The organism is Curtobacterium sp. RM9, from assembly GCF_054956955.1.
Map to the genome: position 1 here is coordinate 2,983,719 of NZ_CM143271.1, position 21,473 is coordinate 3,005,191.

At 71.6% G+C, this 21,473-nt stretch carries 21 protein-coding genes and 1 tRNA gene; 7 read left to right on the forward strand and 15 right to left on the reverse strand.

Features of this window, described 5'->3' with window-relative positions; all coding sequences use genetic code 11:
* Positions 1–31: 31 nt before the first annotated feature.
* The 4 genes from argG to ACY3FI_RS14135 all read right to left on the reverse strand — a co-directional run bounded on the left by argG (position 32) and on the right by ACY3FI_RS14135 (position 3,649).
* Positions 32–1,471, reverse strand: coding sequence for an argininosuccinate synthase (gene argG / locus ACY3FI_RS14120; RefSeq protein ID WP_462548191.1), 1,440 nt, complete (start codon positions 1,469–1,471; stop codon positions 32–34).
* Positions 1,472–1,748: 277 nt separating this feature from the next.
* Positions 1,749–1,820, reverse strand: a tRNA-Arg gene (locus tag ACY3FI_RS14125).
* Positions 1,821–1,833: 13 nt separating this feature from the next.
* Positions 1,834–2,937 (reverse strand): epoxide hydrolase family protein, encoded by a 1,104-nt coding sequence (locus tag ACY3FI_RS14130; RefSeq protein ID WP_462548192.1) that lies wholly within the window; start codon positions 2,935–2,937, stop codon positions 1,834–1,836.
* Positions 2,938–3,103: 166 nt separating this feature from the next.
* Positions 3,104–3,649 (reverse strand): L,D-transpeptidase family protein, encoded by a 546-nt coding sequence (locus ACY3FI_RS14135; protein WP_462548194.1) that lies wholly within the window; start codon positions 3,647–3,649, stop codon positions 3,104–3,106.
* 16 nt (positions 3,650–3,665) lie between these two features.
* Here ACY3FI_RS14135 and ACY3FI_RS14140 point away from each other — a divergent pair, with 16 nt between their 5' ends.
* Positions 3,666–3,938 carry a hypothetical protein gene (locus ACY3FI_RS14140; protein WP_462548196.1) on the forward strand — a complete coding sequence of 91 codons (273 nt, stop codon included), beginning with the start codon at positions 3,666–3,668 and terminating at the stop codon, positions 3,936–3,938.
* Here ACY3FI_RS14140 and ACY3FI_RS14145 read toward each other — a convergent pair.
* The 4 genes from ACY3FI_RS14145 to ACY3FI_RS14160 all read right to left on the reverse strand — a co-directional run bounded on the left by ACY3FI_RS14145 (position 3,928) and on the right by ACY3FI_RS14160 (position 8,147).
* Positions 3,928–5,163, reverse strand: a complete 1,236-nt coding sequence (locus tag ACY3FI_RS14145; RefSeq protein WP_462548198.1) for a hypothetical protein — start codon at positions 5,161–5,163, stop codon at positions 3,928–3,930. The genes ACY3FI_RS14140 and ACY3FI_RS14145 overlap by 11 nt on opposite strands.
* A 204-nt stretch (positions 5,164–5,367) precedes the next feature.
* On the reverse strand, positions 5,368–5,862 hold the full coding sequence (locus ACY3FI_RS14150) for an HNH endonuclease (RefSeq protein ID WP_462548200.1): 495 nt from the start codon (positions 5,860–5,862) through the stop codon (positions 5,368–5,370).
* A gap of 378 nt (positions 5,863–6,240) precedes the next feature.
* On the reverse strand, positions 6,241–7,206 hold the full coding sequence (locus ACY3FI_RS14155) for a C40 family peptidase (protein WP_462548202.1): 966 nt from the start codon (positions 7,204–7,206) through the stop codon (positions 6,241–6,243).
* Positions 7,207–7,451: 245 nt separating this feature from the next.
* The gene (locus tag ACY3FI_RS14160) at positions 7,452–8,147 is read right to left on the reverse strand and encodes an iron-dependent transcriptional repressor DtxR (protein WP_462548204.1); all 696 of its coding nucleotides are present in this window, start codon (positions 8,145–8,147) and stop codon (positions 7,452–7,454) included.
* Positions 8,148–8,249: 102 nt separating this feature from the next.
* Here ACY3FI_RS14160 and serC point away from each other — a divergent pair, with 102 nt between their 5' ends.
* On the forward strand, positions 8,250–9,365 hold the full coding sequence (gene serC, locus ACY3FI_RS14165) for a phosphoserine transaminase (protein WP_462548206.1): 1,116 nt from the start codon (positions 8,250–8,252) through the stop codon (positions 9,363–9,365).
* Between the two features lie 97 nt (positions 9,366–9,462).
* On the opposite strand, the gene ACY3FI_RS14170 is transcribed toward serC, so the two are convergent.
* Complete coding sequence (locus ACY3FI_RS14170; RefSeq protein WP_462548208.1) at positions 9,463–10,197, reverse strand: DUF3027 domain-containing protein; 735 nt, start codon at positions 10,195–10,197, stop codon at positions 9,463–9,465.
* On the reverse strand, positions 10,197–10,574 hold the full coding sequence (locus ACY3FI_RS14175; protein ID WP_462548210.1) for a cold-shock protein: 378 nt from the start codon (positions 10,572–10,574) through the stop codon (positions 10,197–10,199). The genes ACY3FI_RS14170 and ACY3FI_RS14175 overlap by 1 nt, the downstream gene beginning before the upstream one ends.
* A gap of 76 nt (positions 10,575–10,650) precedes the next feature.
* On the opposite strand from ACY3FI_RS14175, the gene ACY3FI_RS14180 reads away from it, so the two are divergent.
* The 5 genes from ACY3FI_RS14180 (at position 10,651) to ACY3FI_RS14200 (ending at position 17,036) form a co-directional block, all read left to right on the forward strand.
* Complete coding sequence (locus ACY3FI_RS14180) at positions 10,651–10,950, forward strand: hypothetical protein (RefSeq protein ID WP_462548212.1); 300 nt, start codon at positions 10,651–10,653, stop codon at positions 10,948–10,950.
* Positions 10,951–10,978: 28 nt separating this feature from the next.
* The gene (locus tag ACY3FI_RS14185; RefSeq protein ID WP_462548214.1) at positions 10,979–12,739 is read left to right on the forward strand and encodes a helicase-associated domain-containing protein; all 1,761 of its coding nucleotides are present in this window, start codon (positions 10,979–10,981) and stop codon (positions 12,737–12,739) included.
* Positions 12,740–12,796: 57 nt separating this feature from the next.
* Positions 12,797–14,494, forward strand: a complete 1,698-nt coding sequence (locus tag ACY3FI_RS14190; protein WP_462548215.1) for a DNA repair helicase XPB — start codon at positions 12,797–12,799, stop codon at positions 14,492–14,494.
* Positions 14,495–14,545: 51 nt separating this feature from the next.
* Positions 14,546–15,241, forward strand: coding sequence for a response regulator transcription factor (locus ACY3FI_RS14195; protein ID WP_017888045.1), 696 nt, complete (start codon positions 14,546–14,548; stop codon positions 15,239–15,241).
* Positions 15,242–15,329: 88 nt separating this feature from the next.
* Positions 15,330–17,036: a sensor histidine kinase gene (locus tag ACY3FI_RS14200; RefSeq protein ID WP_462548219.1), complete on the forward strand. Its 1,707-nt coding sequence runs from the start codon at positions 15,330–15,332 to the stop codon at positions 17,034–17,036.
* Between the two features lie 115 nt (positions 17,037–17,151).
* Here ACY3FI_RS14200 and ACY3FI_RS14205 read toward each other — a convergent pair whose 3' ends face one another.
* The 5 genes from ACY3FI_RS14205 to ACY3FI_RS14225 form a co-directional block, all read right to left on the reverse strand.
* Positions 17,152–17,988, reverse strand: a complete 837-nt coding sequence (locus ACY3FI_RS14205; RefSeq protein WP_462548221.1) for a putative endonuclease domain-containing protein — start codon at positions 17,986–17,988, stop codon at positions 17,152–17,154.
* Between the two features lie 333 nt (positions 17,989–18,321).
* Positions 18,322–19,944: a chaperonin GroEL gene (gene groL, locus ACY3FI_RS14210; RefSeq protein ID WP_462548223.1), complete on the reverse strand. Its 1,623-nt coding sequence runs from the start codon at positions 19,942–19,944 to the stop codon at positions 18,322–18,324.
* 265 nt (positions 19,945–20,209) lie between these two features.
* Positions 20,210–20,413 carry a cold-shock protein gene (locus ACY3FI_RS14215; protein WP_022903461.1) on the reverse strand — a complete coding sequence of 68 codons (204 nt, stop codon included), beginning with the start codon at positions 20,411–20,413 and terminating at the stop codon, positions 20,210–20,212.
* Positions 20,414–20,574: 161 nt separating this feature from the next.
* Positions 20,575–21,159, reverse strand: a complete 585-nt coding sequence (locus tag ACY3FI_RS14220; protein WP_462548226.1) for a LytR C-terminal domain-containing protein — start codon at positions 21,157–21,159, stop codon at positions 20,575–20,577.
* Positions 21,156–21,455, reverse strand: a complete 300-nt coding sequence (locus ACY3FI_RS14225) for a DUF3263 domain-containing protein (protein ID WP_462548227.1) — start codon at positions 21,453–21,455, stop codon at positions 21,156–21,158. The genes ACY3FI_RS14220 and ACY3FI_RS14225 overlap by 4 nt, the downstream gene beginning before the upstream one ends.
* Positions 21,456–21,473 lie beyond the last annotated feature (18 nt).

Below are 21,473 nucleotides of genomic sequence, written 5' to 3' on the forward strand. Positions count from 1 at the left end.
GCACTCCCCTTCAGTGCTGTCTGGACCCGGGTCAGTCCGTACCGGAGTCGAAGGCGGCACCCTCGGAGACGGCGTCCGTCGCCCGGCCGAGTGCGTCGGCAGCGTCGGTCACCGGTGCGCCGCCGAGGATCTCCTCGGCCTCGCCCGACTCGAGCTCCCCGACGAGCTCGCCGGTCGCCCCGCCGATGAGGCCGGCGGCGGCGTACTGCTCGAGCCGCGAGCGCGAGTCCGCGATGTCGAGGTTGCGCATCGTCAGCTGGCCGATACGGTCGTCCGGGCCGAACGCTGCGTCGCCGACGCGCTCCATCGAGAGCTTGTCTGGGTGGTACGACAGCGCGGGCCCCGTGGTGTCGAGGATCGTGTAGTCGTCGCCGCGGCGGAGGCGCAGCGTGACCTCGCCCGTGACGGCCGAGGCGACCCAGCGCTGCAGCGACTCGCGGAGCATGAGGGACTGCGGGTCGAGCCAGCGACCCTCGTACATCAGGCGCCCGAGCCGGCGACCCTCGTTGTGGTACGACGCGACGGTGTCCTCGTTGTGGATCGCGTTGAGCAGGCGCTCGTAGGCGACGTGCAGCAGCGCCATGCCCGGCGCCTCGTAGATGCCGCGGCTCTTCGCCTCGATGATGCGGTTCTCGATCTGGTCGCTCGCGCCGAGGCCGTGGCGGCCGCCGATCGCGTTCGCCTCGTACACGAGGGCCACGGCGTCGGCGTACTCGACCCCGTTGATCGCGACGGGGCGGCCGGCCTCGAAGCGGATGCTGACGACCTCGGTCGCGACCTCGACGTCGTCACGCCAGGCGGCGACACCCATGATCGGCTCGACGATGTCCAGGCCGCTCGAGAGCTCTTCGAGGCTCTTCGCCTCGTGCGTGGCGCCCCAGATGTTGGCGTCGGTCGAGTACGCCTTCTCGGTGGAGTCGCGGTAGGGGAAGCCCCGGGCGACGAGCCACTCGCTCATCTCCTTGCGGCCGCCGAGCTCCGCGACGAAGTCGGAGTCGAGCCACGGCTTGTAGACGCGGAGGCGCGGGTTGGCCATCAGGCCGTAGCGGTAGAACCGCTCGATGTCGTTGCCCTTGTAGGTGGAGCCGTCGCCCCAGATGTCGACGCCGTCCTCCTTCATGGCGCGCACGAGCATGGTGCCCGTCACCGCGCGACCGAGCGGCGTCGTGTTGAAGTAGGTCTTGCCACCGGAGCGGATGTGGAACGCGCCGGTCTGCAGGGCGACGAGGCCCTCTTCCACCAGGGCGCTCTTCGCGTCGACCAGGCGGGCGATCTCCGCACCGTACTCGTGTGCGCGGCCCGGGACGGCGTCGATGTCCGGCTCGTCGTACTGGCCGATGTCGGCCGTGTACGTGCAGGGCACCGCTCCCTTCTCGCGCATCCAGGCGACCGCGCAGGAGGTGTCGAGACCTCCGGAGAACGCGATGCCGACTCGTTCGCCGACGGGGAGACTGCTCAGGACCTTGGACACGGGGTCAATCGTACGGGGCACTCGCGCCGCACTACCGTCCGGGCCGACGGTTGGGGAGAACTCCGTCCGCCGCGTGTGTCCCCGGGCACAGATCAGCCTGCCGGGGGATGCGACTGGCCGACCGGCTGAGGAGACTGGTCGTCGTGTGGGGAATCCGGTCGGTCGCGACCGCGGTCGTGGGGGCCGCGGTCGCGATCACCGCCAGCTGACGGACCGCGGAGCGCTGAGGACCGGCACGAGGCGGCGACGCGCGGGCCACCGGCACGAGAACCGAGGGTGCCCCTGGAGGGACTCGAACCCCCAACCGTTTCCTTAGGACGGAACTGCTCTTCCATTGAGCTACAGAGGCTGGCCCGTCCACTCTAGCGGCGGAACGGCTCCAGGAAGGCCCGGAGCTCCCCCACGTACAGCTCCGGCTGCTCGAACGGCGCGAAGTGTCCGCCGTGGTCGAGCTCCCGGTGGTACACGAGGTTCGTGGTCCGCTCGAGCCACTCCCGCGGCGCCCGCACGATGTCACCCGGGAAGACCGAGAACCCCGACGGCACCTCCACCCGGCGAGCCATCTGCTCAGCCGGGATCGCCGCGTTGGCGTGGTACATCCGCATCGAGGACCCGATCGTCGCCGTCGCCCAGTACTCGGTCAGCAGCGCCAGCACCTCGTCCCGCGTGTACACCGACCAGAGGTCCCCGCCGCAGTCGCTCCACGACCGGAGCTTCTCGACGATCCACGCCGCGAGGCCGGCGGGCGAGTCGGTGAGCCCCACGGCCGCGGTCTGCGGCTTCGTGCGGTGCATCATCGCGTAGGCGCCCTCGGCGGTCCGCCACCGGTCGGTCGCTGCGACGAACGCCTGCTCCGCGGGCGACAGCGACGAGGCGTCGAGCCCCGGCCACGCCAGGCCGCCGTCGATCCGGTGCACGGCGACGACCCGGTCCGGGTGGTCGAGCGCGAGGTACCGGACGACGTGCGTGCCGATGTCCCCGCCGGACGCGGCGAAGCGCTCGTACCCGAGGTCGGTCATCAGCGTCGCCCACATGCCGGCGACCTGCCGGGCGTCGAGGACCTGGGGCGGCGCCTCGGAGAACCCGTACCCGGGCATGTCCGGCACGACGACGTCGAACCCAGCGGCGACGAGCATCGGCAGCACCTTCCGGTACCGCCACCCGGAGTCCGGCCAGCCGTGCGCGAGCAGCAGCGGGAGCGCATCGGTGCGGCCCGAGCGGGCGTGCACCACGTGGACCCCGATGCCGTCGACGACGTGCCGCTCCGAGGGCAGCGCCGCGAGCTCCGCGCGGTGTGCGTCGAAGTCGAACCCGTCGGCCCAGTACCGCACGAGCGCGCGGAGCTCGTCGACGTCGACCCCGAGCGACCACCCGGTGCCGGCGGGCGCGTCCGGCCAGCGGGTCGCGCGGAGCCGGGCACGGAGGTCTGCGATGGTCTCGTCGTCGATGCTCGGCGTCGCGCTCATGCGCCGCACGCTACGCGCTGTGGGCCGCCCGGTCCTTCCCAGGACGGCAGCGATGGGAAGCGGGAACGGGCGTACCTGGTCGTTCGCGACGACCAGGTACGCCCGGAACGACCGGGTACGCCCGGAACGACCAGGCCCACCCGGCACATCGCGCGAGCCGCTCGGCTCACCGCACCTGGAACGGCGTCCCGAGCGGCAGCATCTCCGCCAACGCGGTGATGTCCGCGTCGTGCATCCGGACGCACCCGTGGGACGCCGCCGTGCCGACGCTCGCCGCGTCGTCGGTGCCGTGCAGGCCGATCTGTCCGGGGCCGCCGCCGAAGGAGTTGAGCACCTCCGAGAACGCGGTCGTCCCGTAGGCGTACGGGCCGTAGCCGCTGTTCGTCGGCGCGAGGAGTTCGGTGAGCGCGAACCGGCCGAGGGGCGTCGGGGTCCCTCCGGTGCCGGTCGCGACCGGGTAGCTGTGCACGACCTCGCCGTGCTCGTACAGGTCGAGCGTGTTCGTGGCGACCGTGACGACGATCGCGTAGGGGTCGGTCGTCAGCGAGACCGCGGAGGTCGGGACCCACCCGGTGCTCCCGTTCGGTCGTTCCGCGAGCTGCACCTCGACCCAGTCCCCGTGCTGATGCATCACCCGGAAGACGAGCGGGGCGCCGGAGGTCTGCGGATTGGCGAGCCTGCTGGTCGCGGCGCCGCCCGGGGTGCTGCTCACCGGGACGCTGCTCCCCGTGGCGGCGGCGACCGTCGTGGCGGCGGGCGCGTCGACGGCGTCGGCGGGACGGGTCGGCGCGTCCGTCCCGGCCGACGGGGAGGACCCGGACGTCGGTCTGCCCGGAGCGGACGCGGTCTGCCCCGGGGCCGGAGCCGACGTCGCCGACCACGGCGCGAGCATGGCGACGGTGATCAGTGCCGCACAGACGACGGCCACGGCGACCGCGACGATCGTCGCGCGCCGCCGTGGCTCGACCGGCAGGAACGGCATCCGTCAGGTCAGCCGGTGAAGGTCGCCCGACCCGTGACCGGGACCGCCACCGGAGCCGGGGCCCGAGTCGGCGCCGGCGTCGCCACCGGGGTCGGTGCCGGAGTCGTGACCGGGCCCGGAGCCGGAGCGGGTGCCACCGGGTCGGCGGTGATCGTGACGACCGCCTGCGCCGACTGCTGCGACGACGACCCGACCAGGACGAGTGCGTACCGGCCGGCGGCAGGCACCGAGGCGGACGGCACCACGAGCGTGCCGGACACCGCGCCGTCGGCATCGGCGAGGAACGAGTCCCCCAGCGCCGTCGAGGTGCCGATCGCGGCGGTGACGGCCTCGCCCGGGGCGAAGCCGGTCGCGGTGAACGGCACGCCCGCCGTCGTGGCGGCCGAGACCGTGGCGCTCGTCGTCGCGAGCGTCAGCGCAGCGGTCGGCCGGCGCGTGAAGTACGTGGTGGTGTCACCGACGGCGATGCTCGCGGCACCGTTCGCGGTCGGAGTGACAGCGGCCGGAGTGACGGCGGCCGCGCGCACCGCGGTGGTGTCGGCGGCCGGACGCACCGTCGCGGTGGCGCGGGGACGTTCCGTGGCCGCGGGCGCGGTGCCGAGCTGCTCGGTGCCGTCGGGCACGTCCTGCTGCTCGTCGTCGAGGACCACCGTCGAGGAGTTGAGCACGACGTAGTAGCCGCTGACGACCTCGTCCTCCGCGCGCAGTTCTGCGGCGAGGTCGGCGGTCGACCGGCCCGACCCGGTGTTCCCCGACCACGTGGTCGCCGCACCGACGAAGCCGTCCGGGGCGTCGACGGTGTTGTCGAGCACGGTCGGGGCGGCGGCCTTGCTGAGGAGGAGTCCGACCCGGGTGGTCGACCCCACGTTCGCGGTCGCCGTGGCGACGAGGGCCGGCAGGCCGTCCGGGCTGACGGGCGCGGACAGACGGCGCAGGAGCGGGACGAACTGCCCCTGCTTCGCGCTGATGCCGTTCGCGTCGAAGGTGACGGCGTCGGAGATGTCGGAGGAACCGTTCGCGCCCGCGGCGTCCGGCACGAAGCTCCACCCGGCGGGCAGCGGCGTGGCACCGAAGGAGAGGGAGACCGCGGTGAAGTCCGACGACGAGTCCGCCCAGGTCACGACGGGGGTCGCGGTCGGCGTGGCGACGGGGTCGGCGGCGTTCGAGACCGCCGGGACGAGAGCGGCGGTCAGACCGAGCACGGTGGCACCGACGGCGAGCGCGGCGGGACGGGAGCGAAGCACGGGTGGCATTCCATTCGGGTCGGGACACCGGGAACGTCGACGTCGAGCCCCCGCGCCGAGGAGGGCTCAGCGGGACGAACCTAGCAGGCGCGCGCGCCGACGAGACCGGCGTGACGGTCCCCGGACGACACCACCACACGACGGACGGGAGGCGCGGTGCGGGCCCGCCCCGCGCCTCCCGTCCCTCCCGGCGCCAGCCGGCCGCTACGCGGCCACCAGGTACTCGTCCCACTCCGACAACGGACGCTCGATCCCCCGGACGACCCACGAGGTGCCGTGCGGCGCCTTCGGCCGGAAGCGCAGCCGCCAGCCCATCTCCTGCGGGGTCCGGTCGCCCTTCGTGTTGTTGCACGCCAGGCAGCAGGCGACGAGGTTCTCCCACGAGTCCTGCCCGCCGCGGGACCGCGGCTGCACGTGGTCGATCGTGGTGGCGTGCCGGTCGCAGTACGCGCACCGGTTGCCGTCGCGGCGGAGCACCCCGCGTCGCGACACCGGGACGAGCCGCGAGTGCGGGATGCGGACGTACCGGGTGAGGATGATGACGGACGGACGGTCGAAGCTCGACGTCGACCCGGTGACCGGGTGCTCGGCGTCTGCTGCGACGATGGCGGCCTTCTGGTTCATGACCAGCACGAGGGCCCGCCGGTCCGAGATCACCGCGAGGGGCTCGTAGCCGGCGTTGAGGACGAGAGTACGCATGGGTTCCCTTCCGACGGTGCCTGGACGGCTTCCAGGCGCTGCGGGTGCGTCGGGCCGAGCGACGCCGACAGGGGACCGCGGCCTGCGACCACGCCCTGAACCACGAAGAGCACCACCCGGATGGGCAGTGCTCTGGTCATGCAGGGACGTGATGGTGCACGCAGGGAGCGGTCGACCGTATGCCCACGAGCGCGCGCCGACCCGTGGTGCGGGTCGTGCGGAACGCTGACATGAGGTCTCCCGTGTTCGGGCCGGTGCGGACCGGTGCAGCGTCAGGCTACGTCAGAAACCGGCCCGGCACGAGGGTGTGCGGGCCGGTTTCCGGGAGTGTTCACGGGAACGACACTGCGGTCGGGCCCGTGGTGGTGCGCGCTGGCGTCAGATGCCGAAGCGGACGATGTGGTAGTCGCTGGTCCAGATCGGGCGGATCGAGACGGAGCCGCCGGGCTTCGGGGCGTCCATGATCATGCCGTTGCCCATGTAGAAGCCGTCGTGCGCCTCGTTGTTGAAGATGACGACGTCGCCGGGCTGGGCCTCGGACTCGGGGATCGTGGTGCCGGCCTGGTCCTGCAGCGGGACGGAGTGCGCGAGGTTGATGCCGTACTGGGCGTAGACGAACATGACGTAGCCGGAGCAGTCGAAGCCCGACGGGTCGGCGCCGCCGAAGACGTACGGGGTGCCGATGTACTGCTTGGCGGTGGCGACCACGGCCGGCAGCGAGAACGGGGTGTTCGCAGCGGTGGCGGTCGCGACGTAGTCGGAGGCGCTCGGGCCGGTGTACGAGGCGTACTGCGACGCGGTCTTCGCGCGGGCGGCCTCGGTCGCGGACGCCTGCGCGGCGCGCTCTGCGGCGACCTTCGCGGCCTGGGCGGCGTCGCGCTGGGCCTTCTCGGCGTTCAGCGTGGCGGTCGAGGTGGCGCCGTACCCGTCGCGGGAGGTGCCGGCGAGTGCAACGGCGTCCGACACGGAGAAGTCCTGCGCCTGGGTGGTGCGGACCTGGCGCTCGGCGTTCGCGGCGACCGAGCCGGTCTGCTGCGGACTCGCGAAGGCCGGCGCGACCGCGACGGTGCCGAACATGCCGGCGGCGACGGTCAGCACGACCGGCGCGAGGAAGCGACGCTTGCGTGCCGAGGCGCTGGCCTTGCTCGCCTCGGCGGCTCGGGCGGCCTGTGCGGCGCGACGGCCGCCGGGGAGCGGGGCGTCCCGGACGGGCGTGACCTTGCGGACGCCGCCGGTGTCACGCGCGGCACGGCGGGTGAGGGGGGCGTCGGCTGCGGTGGCGTTCGCGGTGTTCGTCGGGTTCGCGGGCGTGGTGTCGTCCGCGGCGGAACCGGTCTGCGTCAAGGGTGTCTCCGGCGTCTCGTCACTGACCGCTCGCGAGGGGTGGTCGCGGGCAGTCGACCCCATCCGTTCGTCATCGTTTCCGATCCAGGCAGGAGACGGGTTCGAGACGTCCTGCCACGGGTCCTGGGCCTCGTGGGCGGCCCGGGGACTCGACGAGCGTACGTGATCGTCGTTACCTTGTCGAGATGAAAACGCCGCTTTGTAACGAAACGGTCAAGATCCCCTGGTCAGCGGGGGTGTGAGCGTCAGGCTCGCTCGATGTAGACGTGCTGCGCGACCTCGGTCGGCAGTTCGATCCCGGCGTCCTCGCCGTCGACCCGGACGGCCACGTACGCGCCGGCGCGCTGCACGCTCGCGAGCCGGCCTGGCATCACACCGGCCGACCGGAGCTGGTGCAGGAGCTCCGGCTCGAACTGCACGGGCTCGCCCAGGCGCCGGATGACACCGGTCGCCACGGCGTCGGTGCCCTCGGTCGCGGCGACGATGTTGTGCACGCCGTCGAGGAACCCGTCCGCCGTCGGACCGCCGATCTCGGCGAGCCCGGGGATCGGGTTGCCGTACGGCGACTCGGTCGGGTTGCCGAGCATCTCGAGCAGTCGGACCTCGACCTGCTCGCTCATCACGTGCTCCCACCGGCAGGCCTCGTCGTGGACGAACGCCCAGTCGAGACCGATGACGTCGGCGAGCAGCCGCTCCGCGAGCCGGTGCTTGCGCATGACGTGGGTCGCGCGGGAGCGTCCCTCGCCGGTGAGCTCGAGGTGACGGTCACCGCTCACGACGACCAGGCCGTCGCGCTCCATGCGGGCGATGGTCTGCGAGACCGTCGGACCGGAGTGCCCGAGGCGCTCCGAGATGCGTGCGCGCAGCGGGACGATGCCCTCTTCCTCGAGGTCGAGGATCGTGCGCAGGTACATCTCCGTGGTGTCGACGAGATCGGTCACGCCTCCGCCTCCCATGTCTCGGCCCAGCGCGCCCCACCCTACTTGTTCACACCGACGGCCAGGGACGCCGAGGGTGGGATACCGCCTCGGTAGGATCGGCGCATGGCAGACATCGTCATCCCCGCTGACCTCCTCCCCACCGACGGCCGTTTCGGCTGCGGCCCGTCCAAGATCCGCGGAGCGCAGCTCGAGTCCCTGGTGACCCGCGGGGCGACGATCCTCGGCACCTCCCACCGGCAGAAGCCCGTCAAGGACCTCGTCGGCAGCGTCCGCCAGGGCCTCGCCGACCTCTTCGACCTGCCGGACGGCTACGAGGTCGTCCTCGGCAACGGCGGCTCGACCGCGTTCTGGGACGCCGCGGCCTTCGGACTCGTCGAGCGTCGCGCCGAGAACCTGTCGTTCGGCGAGTTCGGGTCGAAGTTCGCCAAGGCCGTCGCCGCGCCGTGGCTCGAGGCCCCGCACGTGATCGAGGCGCCGGGTGGCTCCCTCGCCGCACTCGAGCCGGTCGAGGGCGTGGACGTCTACGCCTACCCGCACAACGAGACCTCGACCGGCGTCATGGCGCCGGTCGTCCGCGCGGCCGGCGACGACGGGGCCCTCACGGTCGTCGACGCGACGAGCGCCGCCGGCGGTGCCGCGTTCGACGTCTCCGCGACCGACGTCTACTACTTCGCGCCGCAGAAGAACTTCGCGTCGGACGGCGGCCTCTGGCTCGCCCTGTTCTCCCCCGCCGCCATCGAGCGTGTCGAGCGGATCGCCGCGTCCGGCCGCTACGTCCCCGAGTTCCTGTCGCTCAAGAACGCGGTCGACAACTCGCGGCTGAACCAGACGCTGAACACCCCGGCGCTCGCCACGCTCCTGCTCCTCGACGACCAGGTGCAGTGGATCAACCAGTCGGGCGGCCTCGCCTGGGCGGACACCCGCACGAAGACCTCGTCGTCGACCATCTACGACTGGGCGGCCTCGTCCGACCACGCGACGCCGTTCGTCAGCGTGCCCGAGGAGCGGTCGCAGGTCGTCGCGACGATCGACCTCGACGACTCGATCGACGCCGCCGCCGTGGCAGCGACGCTCCGCCGGAACGGCATCGTCGACACGGAGCCGTACCGCAAGCTCGGCCGCAACCAGCTCCGCGTCGCGACCTTCACGTCCATCGACCCGGACGACGTGGCGAAGCTCGTGCGCGCGATCGACTTCACGATCGACGCGTCGCGCTGACCAGACGCGACCGTCGCACACACGGGAGGCGCGGTGCCAGCTGGCACCGCGCCTCCCGTGTGTGACGGATCGCGTCGGTCCTGTGAGACCGTCGCGGTCAGGACCGGTGGTGGTCCGGGTCGACCTCGGTCGCGTCGAGCCGGTCGAGTTCCAGGTCGCCGTCCGGGTCGACCGGGCGGACGCGCTGCGCGCGTCGGCGGCCGCCGCGGGAGCGCGTCGGCTCCGCGACGGGCTCGTCGTCCTCGTCGTCCTCGTCCGATTCGTCCGATTCGTCGGTGTCGTCCTCGGAGCCCTCGGCGGGTGCGTCCGCGAGCCCGTCGACGTCCACGCCGTCGAGGTCGTCGTCGTCCGACTCGTCGAGGTCGTCCTCGTCGACGTCGAAGTCGTCGTCCTCGTCGTCGGACTCGTCGTCGTACTCCGCGTCCTCGTCGTCGGACTCGTCGTCGTCCTCGTCGTCGTCCTCGTCGTCGTCCTCGTCATCGGACTCGTCGTCGTCCTCGTCGGACTCGGCGCCGTCCTCGTCCTGCCCGGCGCGGTACTCCGCGAGCCGGTCGGACCACGGCACCCACTCCGGTGCCACGAGGGAGCCGTCGCCGGGCATGAGCTCGACCTCGAGCACGGTCGGCTCGTCACCGTCCACCTGCGCGATCGAGACGGTCCAGCGCCAGCCGGGGTAGCCGGGCATCCGGTTCGCGAAGAGCAGCGAGACGACGCCGTCGCCCTCGTCGGTCGAGCCGGCGGGGGCACCGACGGTGGACTCCTCGGTGACCTCGAGCAGGGCCTGACGAGCGAGCGCGACGATCTCGGGCGCGGTGGGGTCGACGGTGGCCATCAGGCGTCCAGCTGGTCTGCGACGTGGCGCAGGATCGCGGCGATCTTGTCGCCGTTGCGCGGGTACCGACCGTGGCGGAAGTCACCGCTGATCCGGTCGAGCTCCTTCACGAGGTCCTCGACGATCACGGCCATGTCGTCCGCCGAGCGACGGGACATCTTGGACAGGGAGGGCGCCGGTTCGAGGAGCCGCACGGAGAGCGCCTGGGAACCGCGCTTGCCCTGCACGACGCCGTACTCGAGCCGCGTGCCGGCCTTCACACTCGTCACGCCGTCGGGCAGCGAGGACGCGTGCAGGAAGACGGCCTCACCGTCGTCGCCGGTGATGAACCCGAACCCCTTCTGGTCGTCGTAGAACTTGACCTTGCCGGTGGGCATGCGTGGACTCCTCGTGGTCGTGGAACGGCCGTGGTGCGTCGGACATCCTGGGCTGATGCCAAGCTATCCTGGGCCGATGGCCAAGCCGACCCGATCCACCGGGAACACGCAGGACTCTGCAGAACCCCCGGTGACGTTCAATCGTACCGAACGTGCACTCGCCTTCATGGTCGGCGGGATCTTCATCGCCGCGTTCCTCTGCATGGCGGCGATGATCGTGATGTGGCTGACGGCGCCGAGCGCCTCCGGATCGATGCCCTGGCCGGTGGTCATGGCGATCCCGCTGATCGGCTTCCCGATCGGGATGGTGCTCGTCTTCGTCCTCCTCGGTCTCACCTGGACCCGGCGTGCCCGCGAGAACCGGACGGCGCGCTGAGGACCGCGGGAACGACGAGCGGCGGACGATGACGACCACCGCTGACCTGGCCGCCCGGTTGCGGGCGATGCCGGACGACGCCCTCGAACGGCTCGTCGTCGCCCGGCGGCTGCCCGCTGCCACGCTGGCCGAGAGCGGGCCCCAGCACATCGCCGACTTCTTCGACCTCGCCGAGGCGCTGCGCGCCGACGACGCGGTGGACGCCGCGATCGAGCACCTGCCGCGCGCGACGCTGCTCGCCCTGCGGGACGGCGGTGGCGACCCGGACGCGCTCGGACCGGCGGTCGCGCTCGGCCTGGCGGACGAGGAGGGCGGGGTGGACGACGCGGTGACGGCCCGTCTGGCCGCGCACCCGGACGTCGCGGCACTGCCGGGAGGCGCGACTCACCGCCGCCCCGCGGCCAGCGTCCGCGAGGGGGCCGACGACGAGCGCGCGCGCACCACCGGTGCGGAGCGCGGCTTCGCCACGATGACGGTCCTCGCCGAGCTCCTCCGCGCGGTGCGCGAGGGCGCGGTGCGTGAACTGGTCAAGGGCGGCATCGGCACCCCGCTCGCCCGGACCCTCGGCGAGCGCGCCGGCGCCGAGGCCGAGGTCGTGCCCGGTCGCCTCGCCCTGCTCGACCGCGTGGGCTTCACCGTCGCGGGCGAGGGCACCTGGCGGACGACCCCCGCCGGAGCGACCTGGCTCGTCGCGAGCTGGCCGGACCGGTGGGCGACGCTCGTGACGGCGTGGCAGGACTCGCTCGATCCCGCCGTGCCCGCGGTGCTGTCCGCAGCAGGCGACGACCTGCACGACCTGGTGGCCGTGGGTCGCGATGCCTACCCGGCCGGTGCCCGGTGGCTCGACGCGGTGCTGCTCGACGTCGCCGGGACGGCCGAGGCACTCGGCCTGACGGTGGACGGGGTCCTGACCTCGACGGGGCGTGCGTTGCTCGACGGCGACGCCGGACCCGCCGCGGCGGACCTCCCGCAGACGGTCGACTCCGTCTACCTGCAGCACGACCTGACGGTGATCGCGCCGGGCCCGCTGACCCCGGCGGACGACGACGCCCTCCGCGGCGTGGCGGTGCTCGAGGCGCCCGGGCTCGCCGCGCGGTACCGCGTGTCCGAGGACTCGCTGCGCCGGGCGATGCGCGACGGGATGACCCGCGACGGCGTGCTCGCGCTGCTCGACCGTCTGTCGGCGACCGGCGTCCCGCAGCCACTGTCGTACCTCGTCGACCAGGTGGCCTCGCGCGACGGCAGCGTCGTGGTCGACGTCGGGCCGGACGGCATCGGTGCGACCGTGCACGGTTCGGCCGACCAGCTCGACCTCGTCGGCGTCGACGCCGAGCTCCGGCAGTTCGCGTGGGAGCGCAGCGACCTCGCGACCCTGGTGACCCGGCACCCGCCGCAGGCGGTCCACGCGGCGCTGGAGGAGCAGCGGTACCCGGCGGTGCTGGCGACCGCCGCCCGCCCGCTCGAGGGCGCCGCGCCTCCCGTCCGGCGCCGTGGCGGCGGCCGCTCACCGGACCAGGCCGCGCACGCGCTCGTGGAGCGGCTCAGACTGACCACCGAGCGCGGCGAGGCGGAGCCGGAGCAGGAGTGGCTGGGTCGGCAGATCGACCTCGCCGTCCGTGGCAAGACGCCGATCCGGCTGACGGTGCGGATGCCGGACGGCTCGGAGCGGCCGTTCTCCATCGTCCCGACGTCGGTCGCGGCCGGCCGCGTGCGTGGGCGGGACACGGGCGTCGACGTCGAGCGCACCCTGCCGCTCTCCCTCGTCGTGGCCGTGGAGAGCGACGCCTAGTCCACAGGCGCACCCGGACGCACCGTCGTCCAGCCGCGCGGCATAGGCTCATCCGTCATGAACGGACCGCTGATCGTGCAGAGCGACCGCACGGTGCTCCTCGAGGTGGCACACCCCGACGCCGAGGACGCGCGCCACGAGCTCGCGGCCTTCGCCGAGCTCGAACGCGCCCCCGAGCACGTGCACACGTACCGGATCACGCGGCTCGGCCTGTGGAACGCCCGGGCCGCCGGCCACGACGCCGAGGGCATGATCGGCACGCTCGAACGCTTCGCCAAGTTCCCGGTCCCGCAGAGCGTGACGGTGGACATCCGCGACACGGTGTCCCGCTACGGACGCCTCGTGATCCGGCGCGAGGAGCGCCCCGACGCCCCGGCGATCGCGAACTCACCGAGCGAGGAGCTCGAGCGGCAGCCCGTGCTCCTGCTCACGTCGACCGAGCCGTCGATCCTGGCCGAGGTCGTCCGGTCGAAGCGCATCAAGCCGCTGCTCGGCGACCAACGTTCGCCCGAGGAGATCGAGCTGCTGCCGTGGGCGCGCGGGCAGGTCAAGCAGGAGCTCGTGAAGCTCGGCTGGCCGGCGGAGGACCTGGCGGGCTACACCCCGGGGCAGCCGCACGCGATCGACCTCGAGACCGCCGACTGGCACCTCCGGCCCTACCAGGAGCAGGCGGTGGACACCTTCTTCGCGCAGGGCTCCGGCGTCGTCGTGCTCCCCTGCGGTGCGGGCAAGACCCTCGTCGGCGCCGGCGCGATGGCCACCGTGAAGGCGACCACGCTCATCCTCGTGACGAACACCGTCTCGGCACGGCAGTGGCGGAACGAGCTGCTCCGCCGGACCACCCTCACCGAGGACGAGATCGGCGAGTACTCGGGCAGCGTCAAGGAGATCAAGCCGGTCACCATCGCGACGTACCAGATCCTCACCGCGCGGCGGAAGGGCGAGTACACGCACCTGTCGCTGCTCGACGCGCTCGACTGGGGCCTCGTCGTCTACGACGAGGTGCACCTGCTCCCGGCCCCGGTGTTCAAGCTCACCGCCGACCTGCAGGCCCGTCGGCGGCTCGGGCTCACCGCGACCCTGGTGCGCGAGGACGGGCGCGAGGGCGACGTCTTCTCGCTCATCGGGCCGAAGCGCTACGACGCCCCGTGGAAGGAGATCGAGGCACAGGGCTACATCTCCCCGGCCTCCTGCTACGAGGTCCGGATCGACCTCGAGCACCAGGACCGCCTCGAGTACGCGGCGTCGAGCGACGACGAGCGGTACCGCCTGGCCGCGACCTCGCCGGCGAAGATCCCGGTCGTGCGCGAGCTCATCGAGAAGCACCGCGGCGAGCAGATCCTCGTCATCGGCCAGTACATCGACCAGCTCGACGAGTTGGCGGAGTCGCTGGACGCGGCCGAGATCACGGGCTCGACCCCGGTCGACGAGCGCGAACGGCTCTACCAGGCCTTCCGCGAGGGGACGATCGACGTGCTCGTGGTGTCCAAGGTCGCGAACTTCTCGGTCGACCTGCCGGACGCCACGGTCGCGATCCAGGTGTCCGGGTCGTTCGGGTCGCGGCAGGAAGAGGCCCAGCGTCTCGGCCGACTCCTGCGCCCGAACAAGGACGGCCTGCCGGCGTCGTTCTACACGCTCGTGACCCGCGACACCGTCGACCAGGACTTCGCGCAGAACCGGCAGCGGTTCCTCGCCGAGCAGGGCTACTCGTACACGATCCTCGACGCCGACCAGATCCAGACCCCCGTCGGCTGACGTTCGCGGGGCTCTCAGGAAACCACGAGGGAACGGTCAGAAGATAGGGGCATGAGCGATGGCCCCAAGATCCTGATCGTCGACGACGAACCGAACATCCGAGACCTCCTGACGACCTCGCTGCGGTTCGCCGGCTTCGCCGTGCGCGCGGTGGGCAACGGGGCGCAGGCGATCTCCGCCGTGCTCGAGGAGGAGCCCGACCTGATCATCCTCGACGTCATGCTGCCGGACATGAACGGGTTCGGCGTCACCAAGCGCCTCCGGTCCTCCGGGTACACCTCGCCGATCCTGTTCCTCACGGCGAAGGACGACACCGAGGACAAGATCACCGGCCTCACCGTCGGCGGCGACGACTACGTCACCAAGCCCTTCTCGCTCGACGAGATCGTCGCCCGTATCAAGGCCATCCTCCGTCGCACCATGAACGACGAAGAAGACGCGATCATCCGCGCTGGCGAGCTCACGATGGACCAGGACACGCACGAGGTCACCATCGGCGACGCGCAGATCGAGCTCTCCCCGACCGAGTTCAAGCTGCTCCGCTACCTCATGCTCAACCCGAACCGCGTGCTGTCGAAGGCGCAGATCCTCGACCACGTGTGGGAGTACGACTTCAACGGCGACGCGGGCATCGTCGAGTCGTACATCTCGTACCTGCGCCGCAAGCTCGACCAGTACTCGGCCGAGCCGATCATCCAGACCAAGCGCGGCTTCGGCTACATGCTCAAGGCGTCCAAGGCGTCCTGACCCTCGGCTCGAGGGGATCACGCTCTCGGCGGTCGTCCGGTTTCGCCGGGCGGCCGCCGCTTACTGTTGGGACAGCATGCACACGCGAATGAGCCGCTGGTGGGACGGGATCTCCCTGCGCACCAAGATCACCGGGATCACGGTGCTCCTGGTCGCGCTCGGGCTCCTCGTCGCGGGGCTCGGCACGATGACCGTGCTGTCGACCTACCTCATGGCGCAGCTCGACAAGAGCGTGACCCAGACCACCGAGCAGCTCGAGGGTCAGAACATCAGCGACGGGCAGCAGTACTGCCGGCTCTCCGTCGTCCTGTCGCAGAGCGCCTACGTCGCCGCGTACGACGCCAAGGGCGACAAGATCTGCGCGACGAAGGCCTCCAGCCGGCCGGACATCCGTCAGCTCGACTTCTCCGCCGCCGCGCAGAGCACACAGCGGTTCTCGCTCTACGACAGCCAGCACAACCACGAGTGGCGTGCACAGGTGATCCCGGCGGCGCTGCAGAACCAGTCGAGCGGCACCACCGAGACCGGGTTCGTCCTCGTCGCGGTGTCGAGCGCCGACACCGACCAGACCATCGCGCGTTTCACGGTCATCTTCCTCGGGTTCGGCATCTCGGTGATCCTGCTCGGTGCGATGCTCACCCGGCTCCTCGTCACGGCCACGTTCGACCCGCTGCGCGACGTCGAGGACACCGCTGCCCGGTTCGCCGCCGGCGACTTCAACCAGCGTCTCGAAGAGGACACCCCGAACACCGAGGTCGGGCGGCTGAACCGCTCCCTCAACTCGATGCTCGAACGGATCGACTCCGCGTTCGAGGACCGGCAGCGCACCATCGACCAGATGCGCCGCTTCGTCGGGGACGCCTCGCACGAACTCCGGACGCCGCTCGTGTCGCTCCGGGGGTACGCCGAGCTCTACCGGATGGGCGCGCTCCGCAAGGACGAGGACGTCGCCCAGGCGATGGAGCGCATCGAGAAGGAAGCCCAGCGCATGGGCCTGCTCGTGCAGGACCTGCTGCAGCTCGCCCGCATCGACGAGTCGAAGCCGCTCGAGCTCGGCCCGGTCGACCTCGTGGCGATCGCCCGCGACTCCGCGCTCGACACCATGGCGTCGAACCCCGACCGCGAGATCCAGGTGTTGGTCGAGGACGCGAACACCGGCGAGAGCGTGCCGCAGGCCGTCCGCCCGCGCGGGTCGGTCGACGGTGGCCTCGACCTCGGCAAGGTCTCGAGCCCTGGCGCCCCCTCGTCCCCGATGTCGGCGAACACCACGGGCCCGATCGCGTTCTCCCGCCAGACCATCGCCCGCCTCCGTGCCCGCCGCAACCGCGCGATGGACCTCGACGGCACCGTGGCCCCGACCGACGAGACCACCCCGCTGCCCACCGTCGTGCTGCCGCAGCGACCGCCGATCGTCCTGGCCGAGGAGAACAAGATCCGCCAGGTCATCACCAACCTGATGGGGAACGCGATGCGCTTCACGGCGCAGGACGACCCGATCGAGATCGGCATCGGCGTGGACGACGACCGCGGCATGGCGCACATCGACGTCATCGACCACGGCGAGGGCATCCCGCCGCAGCTGCGCGACAAGATCTTCCAGCGCTTCTGGCGTGCCGACACCTCGCGCGCGCGGGACACCGGTGGGTCCGGCCTCGGGCTCGCGATCGTCTCGGGCATCGTGCAGGCGCACAACGGCTCGGTCGAGGTCTTCGACACCGAGGGCGGCGGCGCGACCTTCCGCGTCTGGCTCCCCCTCCTCCCCCGCGACTACACCCCCACCCCCGTCAAGCCCTGACCCCCGGGGCCTCCCCCTCTTCCCCTTCCCCTTCCCCTTCCCCTTCCCCTTCCCGAGCGTGCAACATCTGTCACCCTCGGCGTCCCTCGGCGACGACTTCTGTCCGCGAGACAACTCACGTGCGGCGTGTCCTGCCCGCTCGTTCGGCGAAGGACTGTCGAAGACGCTCGAAGAGCACGGCCGGACGAGCTGCGTCGACCGCCGTCGCATGGATCACGAGCCAGCCGTTGACGACGAACCCGTTCCGACGGCGCTGATCACGGCGGAACGCATCTCGATCGCGGTGGTGGTCGCCGTCGTACTCCAACGCGATGCGGTAGTCGGGCCAGGCCATGTCCACCCTGCCGAGGAACTCCCCCGCGGCACCACGCACGTCGATGTTGAGCTGCGGCTCGGGGAAGCCCGCGTCGACGACCGCGAGGCGGAGATGTGTCTCCATCGCTGACTCCGAGCCCACGCGGATGCGCCCGAGCGCCGCCCGAGCAGTGCGGACTCCCCTGCCACCAGGGCGGATCGTGGCGACGAGGTCCTCGACGGTCGCGAGCCCGGCGCGTCCGACCATGTGGTCGCCGAGCGCCACGAGGTCGTTCGGTGCGAGCATGCCCGCGCATTCGAACCAGGTCTGGGCCGGGCTGCTCACCGGCCCGACCGTGGCCTCGACCTGCGGACCGGGCAGGCGGTGTCCGACGACCCCGGTCCGTCGCATCGCCGTGTCGCCCTCGGAGGAGACGTGCACGGTGTCGTCGTGCCGGAACACCGCCGGGAGCGGGCCGCCCCAGATGCGCGCGGCAGTGACGTGGCTGAACCGCTGGCCGGGTCGGAGCACTGCCGCGACCGCCTCGATCGGTCCGACGACCGCCCCCACCGGAGCGCGGACGCCGTGGATCGGGGCGAAGAGGTCGGCCCGACGCAGCCGTTCGGGCGGGATCCCCGCACGCAGGGCGGTACTCACACGGAAGGTGCTCTGGCCGAACGGAACGGGTAGCGGCGACGGCTTCGACATGCCGGACATCGTCGGTGGCCATCGTGCTGAAGCGACCACGAGCCGGACGGGCTGTGGAGAACGACGGTGGTCGCGCCTCCTGTGCGGGACGGCCCGCGGTCTCGACCGTGCAGGACATGCCGCGTGCGTTCCGGGGTGCGGGCAGAAGTCGTCGCCGACCGACGCCGAGCGTGACGGAAAGTGCCCGCTCGCGGGGCAGGCGGGGCAGGCGGGCCCGCCGACCCCCGGCACGCGGAAGGGCCCCGCACGCGCAGCGTGCGGGGCCCTTCCGGCTAGCGGGACCTAGAAGTCCATGCCACCCGTCGGGTCGCCGGCCGGCATGGCCGGGGACTTCTCGGGCTTGTCGGCGACGACGGCCTCGGTCGTGAGGAACAGACCGGCGATCGACGCAGCGTTCTGCAGCGCCGAGCGCGTGACCTTGGCCGGGTCGATGATGCCGGCGGCGACCAGGTCGACGTACTCACCGGTGGCGGCGTTGAGGCCCCAACCGGACTCGAGCTCGCGGACCTTCGCGGCGACGACGCCGGGCTCCATGCCGGCGTTCAGCGCGATCTGCTTGAGCGGCGCGTCGATCGCGACGCGGACGATGTTCGCACCGGTCGCCTCGTCACCCTCGAGCTGCAGACCGTCGAGCGCGACGGCACCGGCCTGGATGAGCGCGACGCCACCACCGGCGACGATGCCCTCCTCGACGGCAGCCTTGGCGTTGCGGACGGCGTCCTCGATGCGGTGCTTGCGCTCCTTGAGCTCGACCTCGGTCGCGGCACCCGCCTTGATGACGGCGACGCCACCGGCGAGCTTCGCGAGGCGCTCCTGGAGCTTCTCGCGGTCGTAGTCGGAGTCGGTCGCCTCGATCTCGGAGCGGATCTGGCGGACACGGCCGGCGATCTGCTCGGCGTCGCCGGCACCCTCGACGATCGTGGTCTCGTCCTTGGTGATGACGACCTTGCGGGCACGACCGAGGAGGTCGAGCGTCGCGTTCTCGAGCTTGAGGCCGACCTCTTCCGAGATGACCTGGCCGCCGGTGAGGATCGCGATGTCCTGCAGCATGGCCTTGCGGCGGTCGCCGAAGCCCGGGGCCTTGACGGCGACGGACTTGAAGATGCCGCGGATCTTGTTCACGACGAGCGTGGCCAGGGCCTCGCCGTCGACGTCCTCGGCGATGATGAGGAGCTGCTTGCCCGCCTGGATCACCTTGTCGACGACCGGCAGCAGGTCCTTGATGTTCGAGATCTTCGAGTTGACGATCAGGATGTAGGCGTCCTCGAAGACGGCTTCCTGACGCTCGGGGTCGGTCACGAAGTACTGCGACAGGTAGCCCTTGTCGAAGCGCATGCCCTCGGTGAGCTCGAGCTCGGTGCCGAAGGTGTTCGACTCCTCGACCGTGACGACGCCTTCCTTGCCGACCTTGTCGATCGCCTCGGCGATGAGCTCGCCGATGGTCGGGTCAGCGGCGGAGATCGACGCGGTGGCGGCGATCTGGTCCTTGGTCTCGATCTCCTTGGCGTTCTCGAGGAGCTGGTCCGAGACGGCCTTGACGGCCTTCTCGATGCCGCGCTTGAGCGACACGGGGTCGGCACCGGCGGCGACGTTGCGGAGGCCCTCGCGGACGAGCGCCTGGGCGAGCACGGTCGCGGTCGTCGTGCCGTCACCGGCGACGTCGTCGGTCTTCTTCGCGACCTCCTTGACGAGCTCCGCACCGATCTTCTCGTACGGGTCGTCGAGCTCGATCTCCTTGGCGATGGAGACACCGTCGTTCGTGATCGTGGGGGCGCCCCACTTCTTCTCGAGGACGACGTTGCGGCCGCGCGGGCCGAGCGTCACCTTCACGGCGTCGGCCAGCTGGTTGAGGCCGCGCTCGAGGCCGCGGCGGGCCTCCTCGTCGAAAGCAATGATCTTAGCCATGTGAGTTTCTCGTCCCTCCCGGACGTCGTCATGGGGGTCGTGCTGGCACTCAGCGTGAGCGAGTGCCAACGCCGATTCTGGCACTCGCCGGGTGCGAGTGCAACACAGCCGGGAGGCGCGGCGCGAGTTCCCAGCACACCCCGCGCCGGTGGGACGGTCGCCCCCACCGCACCGCACCCACCACCGAGCGAGCACATCCGGCACACGGCGAACGCGCCGCCCCCGACGGGGACGGCGCGTTCGCAGTGGTGCCGGTGTCGACGGCTCAGGCGGGACGGACGGACTCCGCCTGCGGCCCCTTCGACCCGGTGCCGACGTCGAACGTCACTGCCTGGCCCTCTTCGAGGACCTTGTAGCCCGACATGTCGATTGCCGAGTAGTGCACGAACACGTCCTGGCCCCCTCCATCGACGGTGATGAAGCCGAAGCCCTTCTCGGCGTTGAACCACTTCACGGTTCCGTTGGCCATGATCTCTTGCTCCCTGCGGTGGTGCTGATGCTGACGACGTCCTCGCCGTCTGCGCACGACTCTGACCGAACACCGGGGAGGTGGCAAGAGGTGTGACGTTCTTTCACGTGGATTCCGTCGGAATGCAACGTTCCCGAAACACGAGCGTCACAAAGGGCGTGTCAGCCCGCGTAGTCCGCACCGAGCACGACGCTCACGTCCGCGTTCGGGAACGCCGCCGAGCGCTGCACGGCCCTCGTGCCGAGCGACTTGGCGATGCCCTGCGCCACCGCGGCCTGCGACGCCTGCTGGTAGTACACGATCGTCGCGGTCGTCCCGGTGGTGCCCGCGTCGCCGGTCGACGTGACCTTCCACCCGGCGGCCGTCAGCGCCGTGCGGGCCTTCGCCGCGAGCCCGGAGGTCGTCGTGCCGTTCAGCACGACGACGCTCGTCGAGCCCTGGTCGGCCGGGGTCGCCGCGGCGGGCGCGGACGGGGTCGCGGTGGGCTTCGCGCTGCCCGTGGTGGCCGGCGCCGACGCCGAGGACGACGACGACGGGGCGGTCGACGAGCTCGACCCCGGGAAGGAGTAACTGTCGTTGAGCAGGGCGAGGACGAGCACGCCGAGACCGACGAGGACACCGGTCGCGAGGGCGGCCCAGGCGAACGCGATCCAGCCGCGCCCCCGCCGCTGCGCCCCGCGGTGCGCGCCGACCCGGGGACCCTCGGTGACGTCGTCGAACCGGTCGCGGGGGTGTCTCGTCGTCATCGTTCCTCTTCACGTCCTTCGGGGATGGCGCCGGGTGCGACGAAGCTGCGGGTCGCGCGGGCACTGGTGCGGGCGTGCCGCAGCCGCTGCAGCCGGGTGACGAGCAGCGGGTCGTACGCGAGCGCCGCGGGCGAGTCGATCACACGGTTGAGCACCTGGTAGTACCGCGCCGGCGACATGTCGAACTCGACCCGGATCTCCGCTTCCTTCGTGCGGTCGTGCCGCGCCCGGTCGTGCTCGAACGCGAGCACGTGCTTCGCGAGCTCGCTGAGCTCGTCGGCGGGGAGGGCGGTCACTGCTGTCCGATCACGGTC